Origin of the sequence: Halorubrum persicum (assembly GCF_002727125.1) — an archaeon.
GTDB classification, from domain to species: domain Archaea; phylum Halobacteriota; class Halobacteria; order Halobacteriales; family Haloferacaceae; genus Halorubrum; species Halorubrum persicum.
Genome location: NZ_NHOA01000123.1, coordinates 1 through 6,738, shown reverse-complemented (window position 1 = coordinate 6,738; position 6,738 = coordinate 1). Strand labels below are relative to the sequence as shown.

The following is a 6,738-nucleotide window of genomic DNA, read 5'->3' as shown; positions in this document are numbered from 1 at the left end:
AATCTCCTACAGAAGAGCGACTGTACTTTATGCCGTGTCCACGAAACCGGAGTTAGAAGGCCTCAGATGCTTAAATTTGGTTTTGATACTACGTTCGACCTAATATATGACAGCGAGAACCCGTAGATACGATGGTCACCGTATTCGCATTCAAAGATGGATTTACCGCTCTCCGCGCGAATCCGATTCTGCTCGTCGCCGGGCTCCTCGTCGGGGTGGGAAGCCAGTTGCAATACGTCGATCACCTGATCGAATCACCACTCCTTTCGGCAGGCGCATCGCTCGCCTGGCTGATCGTTTTCCCGTTCGTTCTCGGCGGGTTCATCGGTACTGCCCGAGCCGCGATAGAAGGAGCAGACGCATCGCTCACTCACTTTTTCACTGCCGCCCGGACTCATTATCTCCGACTTCTGCTCGCAACTGTGTTGTTTGTGATACTCGTCTTAGGAACGGCTATCGGATTTGGACTCATCGGGTTTGTTCTCGGAATCGGAACGATGGCGCTCGCTGCGATTCACGAGATGGCTGCGTTCGGTGCAGGAGTCATCTCTCTGCTTATTTGGCTAGTGTCGATCCTCGTCGTTATCATGTTCGTGCAGTTTTACGACGCAGCGATCGTCATCGAAAACCAGAGCGTTACTGATGCGTTCCGGAGAAGCATCGGGCTCGTCCGTTCAAACCTGAAAAGCGTCGCTGGATTCTCGTTAGCGTGGCTCGTCCTGCTGAACGTCTTTTTCATCCCCGAATACCTGCTTCAGTTGACGATGACGGACGCTGTTCCGACTGACATATTATCAATGGATCTCGGCATTCCGTTCGCTGTCCTGCTTCCGATCGGGATCGCTCTTTCCGCGGTTGGGTTCGCGTACTTCTACACGGTGTACACGGCCTTTTATATGCGATTAATCGCTGCCTCACCTGGCACCTTGGACTCACTATGACTATCCACCAACAATTACGTACGCTAGCTTCGAATAGCCACCGACCAGATCAGATCCCTGCGATCGCCACCCACCGAAACTAACCAACCCCTATGTCACGGATCCTTCCGACACAAACTGACGCTACTGTCGAACGAAGTGATACTCCGGCCGTCCTGAGTCTCGACGACGACGAGACACGAGACGTGATCGAGGCATTATCGTCCGAGACCGCATACGAGATCTTTCAGCTGCTCAACGAAACGCCGGCGACGCCGTCACGGATCGCTGAACAGCTCAACCAGAGCGTACAGAACGTCCACTACCACTTGGAGAACCTCGAATCCGCCGGTGTGATCGAAGTTACGGACACCTGTTATTCGGAGAAGGGCCGGGAGATGAGCGTCTACGTCGTTTCTGAAGACCCGACACTGCTCTTTCTCGGTACCGAGGACGATCGGCCGAGCCTCAAACGCGCGTTCAAATCCTTCGCCTCACTGCTTGGTCCACCGTCGATCCTGCTTGCCGCCGGCGAATCCATCTCCCGGTTCATTACTGCCGAATGAGCGACCATACCGACACACCGGTCCGAAGCACTTCAACTGCCAGCGACACAACCACGGGTAACGTGGCACCAACGATCAAGGCCCGAGACGATGTTGATGGGTGTGGATGTCTCGAATGCCGCAATATCGAGGCGACCGCAACTCGTCGAAGCGTCCTGGATGCGTTAGTCTGGTCCGTTCGCCTATTTCGATCCTATCCGTCTATCGTCGTTTTCGCAGGCGTGATCATCTTGGCTAATCGGCTTCTCGAAACGGACGCTATCAACGTGCTTCCGATGCCCGCAATCAGCGTTTTTGAGATTCTGACAGGGTTTGCGTTCATCATCTTGATCCGCGCCTATGTGGGAACGATCGTTGCCGGCGAACTGACGGGCAACCCTGTCACCAGACGCGAGGGATTGCGTCGAAGCATCGCCCGGACACCAGCGTTAGTCGGCGTTATCATTCTCACTGTCGTTTCGGTGCTGACGATTCCGTTTCTCCTGGTTCTTCCGCTCTTGGTTCTGGTCGGTATGATACCTGGTAATCCTGTGGATCTGCTGGGGTTTCCCGTCGTTGCAGCAGTCGGTGGCATCGCCTTTGCGGTACCGTTTCTGTTTCTCCTGTTCAAGATCTGGTTCGCACTTGAGGCGTGTGTCATCGGCCAGTACGGCCCGCTCAAATCATTCCGGGTGAGTTGGCGTATTACGACGAACTACCGAGGAAAGTTCTTTCTTATAGGAGTGATCGTTATTGGGAGTGCACTGAGCCTCTTTCTCCCAACATATGTTCCCGAGATGGGGACGAGTCTAGCTCCGTTGAACCCTGTTTTGAGCATAATTTCATCGAGTGTCAGTGAACTACTCTCAATTGTGTGGGCAAGCGCCTACGCGCATATCTACATCCAAGGTATCGTGTCGTAAGCTGGGATTTCTGTCATACTGGTGATCGATACTTTGGCTGGCGAAGCTCGATATCGATCCCTGCCACAATGAAACTGTCTTCTGCGAGTTTCTGATCCAGAAACTGGCATTCTGATTTTAATTGTCACCGAGATACCGATCGAGTATGTCGTATACAACTGAGAGTACGGCTGGACGGAGCGTGTTCCCCCACCAGACGACGATCAAGCACGTCCCAAAAGAAAACCTCAGCGTCTCGATCGATCGAGACGAAGTGACAGACGCGCTCGGGGCTGTGTCGTCGGAAACGGCTCAAGAGATCATCGCCGTACTCACCGACGATCCGCGTCCGGCAGCGGAGATAGCAGAGAAGGTGGGCGTATCTATTCAAAACGTCACGTACCACCTTGATAGGTTAGACGATTGATAGGTTAGACGACGTCGGCATCATCACTCCAGTGGGTATCTGGTACTCAGAGAAAGGGAGAGAGATGACGGTGTACGGAATCGCCTCAAAGAAGTTGGTGATCGAAATCAGGTCGCGTTAAGTTAGAGGATGAGGCGGACGATTTCTGAGTGTCTATGACAGAATTCGACCGCCTCATCCTCTATAGTAGAATCTGGAACTCTTTGTGTGGCCAGCTAGTAGAGAGCAGTTCTATCACCGATTTTCGGAGGATTACTGAAAATGTGTGCAGATGCTTCTGGAGCTCACTATAACCTAACGCGACCTTCTCAGAGTGGCTTAACTTGACAGTTCCAAATCTATTATAATTCATGTAGCTACAGCATTATGAGTCCATTTTGAATGCACCAGCAACAAGGAGTGGAAAGACTAGCGTTGCTTCTGACTCGATCTGTGTGTAATTATTCTGCTTCTGTTTGATTTTTCCCCATGAGACCGCCTCGTTGGGTGGCGCTCCAGAAAGTGATCCGTCTCCCTCCATCCCGGTCGAAATGTAGACGACGTAATCCGCACCGCCGCGGAAGAGATTCGTCATGATCGCGTGGTGTTTCGGGACACCGCCACCAACAGCGATGAGACCGGTTGTATCGGCCAACAAGCCGTCCTCGATGAGCGAGTCGTAGTCGTCTAGAATCTCAATGCCCACATCATTGTCGTAGCCCTGCCGGTAGTAGTAGAGGAAATTCCCGACTTCGGAGTCTGTCAGCGCCGGGCAGTACACCGGAACGTCGTTGTCTGCTGCCTGCTTCAGCACCGAATCCTCGTCGTCGAGCGTCTCACCCAACTCTCGGGCGAATGCGGTCGGCGTCCGGATCTTCTCCTCCGCGAAGAAATTCTCGAAGAAATCGTAGAGGTATTCCTCCAACCATACGTATCGGTCGGAGGGGACGTAGAGATTGCCGAGTCGGTTAATTCCTTGCTCGCGGAGCGCCGCCTCATCGGCGTCCCACTCGCCCATCTTGAACGGCTTCGCAGTCTTGATGACGTCCTCGGTCAGCGAACCTGAGGTCGTGATGACCACGTCAACGTACCCCTCCCGGACGAGGTAGGCGACGGTCTCGCGCAAGCCCGAGGAAATGATGTTCGAGGTAAACGTGAGGTAGATTGTAGCATCATCCTCTTGCATTTGCTTGGCGATGTCGATGGCCTCGGCAAGTTGCGTCGCCTGAAATCCCGTTGTGCCATACGCCTCAAGCATCTCTTGGAAGTCGAACTCGCCGCGGAAGTCATAGCCGCGTACATCTGGTGTGACTAACTCCTCGTCACTGCCAGGAACAACATGTTCATGAGAGTTATCTCCCATATTATCAATCAGCAGTGTAGTGGTTTGAATCGATCGAGTTCGCTCGCCAATTTTGTCACACAAGTTGCTAGTATTTACCACGTTGCGGGGATAGGAGGCTGTCCTGTCCAACCTGGATCACAGCTACTCGTCAGTGAAAACAACTCGATAGCACTGCCTTGATATGGCGATCAGCAACCACATCGTCTGTTTCGTTAGCCGACTCAAGCAGGGTGGCAACCCGCCGAACCGGTTTCTGTCTAGTTCGGGCGCTGAGTTCGTTACTGGTATATCGCGGGCGACGGCTTCAGCCTCCCCAAACCATCAGTTCGTGTTGACGGTACCGGACGATCTGCGGTCTCAGTTAGATGGGACGCCAGTGCGTCGACCGCAGCCCGCAGATCGGTTGGGATGTCGGTTTCGTCGGTTAACGTTGACGTACTGGCGGCCACTGTGAAAAATTGTTACGCCAAACTACACTCCAGGTGCTTGCGAACAACTCCAACTGAGTGCGACCTCCTGTTAGCCTGTAGTGACACGTCTTCGGTATCTATCTGGGCTCGTTCGAGAGACACACCAGACGACACAACCCCATACGCAGCCGAGAACGACGATGATCGAGTCGCTCCTCCGGATTGATGTTGTACTCTTCGTCCTAATTGGCGTGTTGGGCGGCGCACACTGTATCGGGATGTGCGGTCCACTTGTGACGATGTACTCGAAGCAGATGACGCCGCAGCCTGACGGCGGAACGGTAACAGCCAATGACAGACGTGCCGGTCGTCTCACGACCTACGAGGTTCGCCAGTACTTTCTGTTCAACGTCGGCCGGGCGACGACGTACGCCGTCTTCGGGGCGCTCTTCGGCGCGCTCGGCAGCGTCGTATTCGTAACCCCCGATCAGCTCACCCCGGTTGCTGACCTCTTGCGAGGTACTGTCGGCCTCGCAGTCGGAAGATTCATCGTGCTAACCGGGGTTCGGTACGTGATCGGCGGCAGCGGCGGTGACATTCGAATCTCTGGGGTCCAGCACGTTACGTCGCGGCTCGCGGCGAGAGTCCACCGCCACGTGAACAGCCCGTGTATTGGCGGCCTCAGGGCCGTTCATGCGCTGCTTCCGTGCCCGATGCTGTATCCCGCGTACCTGTTCGCCTTCGCGAGCGGCTCCCCGACGACCGGCGGGATCGCCCTCGGGGCCCTCGGGATCGACACGATCCCGGGAGTCTTTCTCTACGAAACCGTCGTCCAGTCGATCGACGTGACACACCGACATCGCGTTCACCGCCTGCTTGGCGTCGTGTTCGTCGCACTGGGGTACGTGCTCTTCGCGCACGGACTGATGGCGCTCGGTGTTCATGTCCCTCATCCGATGCTCCCGCACTATCAGCCGCTCGGGGGCGCAATGGGGCACTGACCGAGCCGGGCCTGTCCGATGTGGTCGATAGCAGCGGCAGTCTATAGCCCGCGTCGCAGCGGGACACACAGTTCGACCTATCGAGCTTCGCGGGCTCTCAGGCGGTGGCCACTCGTTCGAGGTCGTCGACGAGTCGTTCGATGTCTGTCTTGGGTCCCCGCGCATACGCACGCTCGATGATCCCTCGCTTGTTGGCGAGGATAATGAGCCCGTAGTGCGGAAAGCGGTACTCCAGGTTCTCGATGTCGTCGGCCGGTTGCTTCTCGATCTTCAGACCAAAGTGTTCGTCATGTATTTCTTGGGCCCGCTCGTAGGTCTCCGGGCGAAGGAAGTGCCAGTTCCCCGCGTCGAGGTCGACCCCCTGTTGGCCGGCGTACTCGCTGAGCGTGTCAGCGGTGTCGCGCCCGGGGTCAAACGTGGTCGGGAGAAACGCGACTTGATCACCGTACCCCACCTCGACGGCGGCCTCCTGTCCTCGACGGAGCCGGAGAATAAGGGCGGGACAGACTCCGTCCGGGCAGTTCGTGTAAAATGAGGTCCACAGCACCGCGCGTCCGCCTTCAAACTGTGCGGTCGAGATCTCCTCGTCGCGGATCGGATCGGGGACGGTGAACTCTGGCATTTCGTCACCGTAGCTTGGGAATGACGCCTCGCTAAGATCTTGATCCGGCGGTCCGAGAACGGTTCCTTCGGAATCACTTGTGTCAAGAACGCCTAGACAGCCGGCAGTGCTGACGCTAAATCCTGCAACGCCGGCCATTTTACAGAAACTCCGTCGGTCCATACGTTCGCGTATCGGTCTCCGGTCTTGAGGTATCTGGTGTGACCTTCGAACGCGCCACTTGCGTCCGATGGTGGGTCCAACCAGCCAGTTCCTCATGTGAAGAGGCTGTTGACAGTTCGGATGAACCGGTCAGTGATCCCCCCGCAGTCATCGGATTCAACAGAGCAGTCTGGACAGAACATATGGGGATGGGCAGGGCGCCCTCACCGGTTTTGCGTCGCTACAGTTCGTATTTGGTGAATTCCCAAGGTCGGCAAAATACGAGAATTAAAAACAAGATCAATACAGTGAACCTATAGCGAGCACCAGAAGTATCTGCACACATTTTCAGTAATCCTCCGAAAATCGGTTGATAAAACTGCTCTCCTCTAGCTGGCCACACAAAGAGTTCCAGATTCTACTATATACGCTCTTCTGTAGGAGAT

At 55.2% G+C, this 6,738-nt stretch carries 7 protein-coding genes; 5 read left to right on the top strand and 2 right to left on the bottom strand.

The window, feature by feature from the left end; genetic code table 11:
• The first annotated feature begins 131 nt into the window (after positions 1–131).
• From DJ69_RS13750 to DJ69_RS13735, 4 genes are all read left to right on the top strand, one after another.
• Positions 132–941, top strand: coding sequence for a DUF7847 domain-containing protein (locus tag DJ69_RS13750; protein ID WP_099256125.1), 810 nt, complete (start codon positions 132–134; stop codon positions 939–941).
• 92 nt (positions 942–1,033) lie between these two features.
• Positions 1,034–1,486, top strand: coding sequence for an ArsR/SmtB family transcription factor (locus DJ69_RS13745; protein ID WP_099256124.1), 453 nt, complete (start codon positions 1,034–1,036; stop codon positions 1,484–1,486).
• Between the two features lie 62 nt (positions 1,487–1,548).
• On the top strand, positions 1,549–2,388 hold the full coding sequence (locus DJ69_RS13740) for a hypothetical protein (protein WP_245851700.1): 840 nt from the start codon (positions 1,549–1,551) through the stop codon (positions 2,386–2,388).
• Positions 2,389–2,533: 145 nt separating this feature from the next.
• Positions 2,534–2,794 (top strand): ArsR/SmtB family transcription factor, encoded by a 261-nt coding sequence (locus tag DJ69_RS13735; RefSeq protein ID WP_245851698.1) that lies wholly within the window; start codon positions 2,534–2,536, stop codon positions 2,792–2,794.
• Between the two features lie 364 nt (positions 2,795–3,158).
• Here DJ69_RS13735 and DJ69_RS13730 read toward each other — a convergent pair whose 3' ends face one another.
• A complete protein-coding gene (locus tag DJ69_RS13730; protein ID WP_099256122.1) occupies positions 3,159–4,136 on the bottom strand; it encodes a deoxyhypusine synthase in 978 nt (325 codons plus the stop codon).
• 592 nt (positions 4,137–4,728) lie between these two features.
• On the opposite strand from DJ69_RS13730, the gene DJ69_RS13720 reads away from it, so the two are divergent.
• Positions 4,729–5,529 carry a sulfite exporter TauE/SafE family protein gene (locus DJ69_RS13720; RefSeq protein ID WP_099256121.1) on the top strand — a complete coding sequence of 267 codons (801 nt, stop codon included), beginning with the start codon at positions 4,729–4,731 and terminating at the stop codon, positions 5,527–5,529.
• 97 nt (positions 5,530–5,626) lie between these two features.
• Here the strand turns inward: DJ69_RS13720 and DJ69_RS13715 are convergent, their stop codons facing one another.
• Entirely contained in the window at positions 5,627–6,313 is a 687-nt protein-coding gene (locus tag DJ69_RS13715) for an SCO family protein (RefSeq protein WP_099256120.1), read from the bottom strand.
• Positions 6,314–6,738 lie beyond the last annotated feature (425 nt).

Coding starts and splice junctions, on each gene's coding strand:
- DJ69_RS13745 (WP_099256124.1), top strand. CDS start 1,034: ATGTCACGGATCCTTCCGACACAAACTGACGCTACTGTCGAACGAAGT.
- DJ69_RS13735 (WP_245851698.1), top strand. CDS start 2,534: ATGTCGTATACAACTGAGAGTACGGCTGGACGGAGCGTGTTCCCCCAC.
- DJ69_RS13715 (WP_099256120.1), bottom strand. CDS start 6,313: ATGGACCGACGGAGTTTCTGTAAAATGGCCGGCGTTGCAGGATTTAGC.
- DJ69_RS13750 (WP_099256125.1), top strand. CDS start 132: ATGGTCACCGTATTCGCATTCAAAGATGGATTTACCGCTCTCCGCGCG.
- DJ69_RS13720 (WP_099256121.1), top strand. CDS start 4,729: ATGATCGAGTCGCTCCTCCGGATTGATGTTGTACTCTTCGTCCTAATT.
- DJ69_RS13730 (WP_099256122.1), bottom strand. CDS start 4,136: ATGGGAGATAACTCTCATGAACATGTTGTTCCTGGCAGTGACGAGGAG.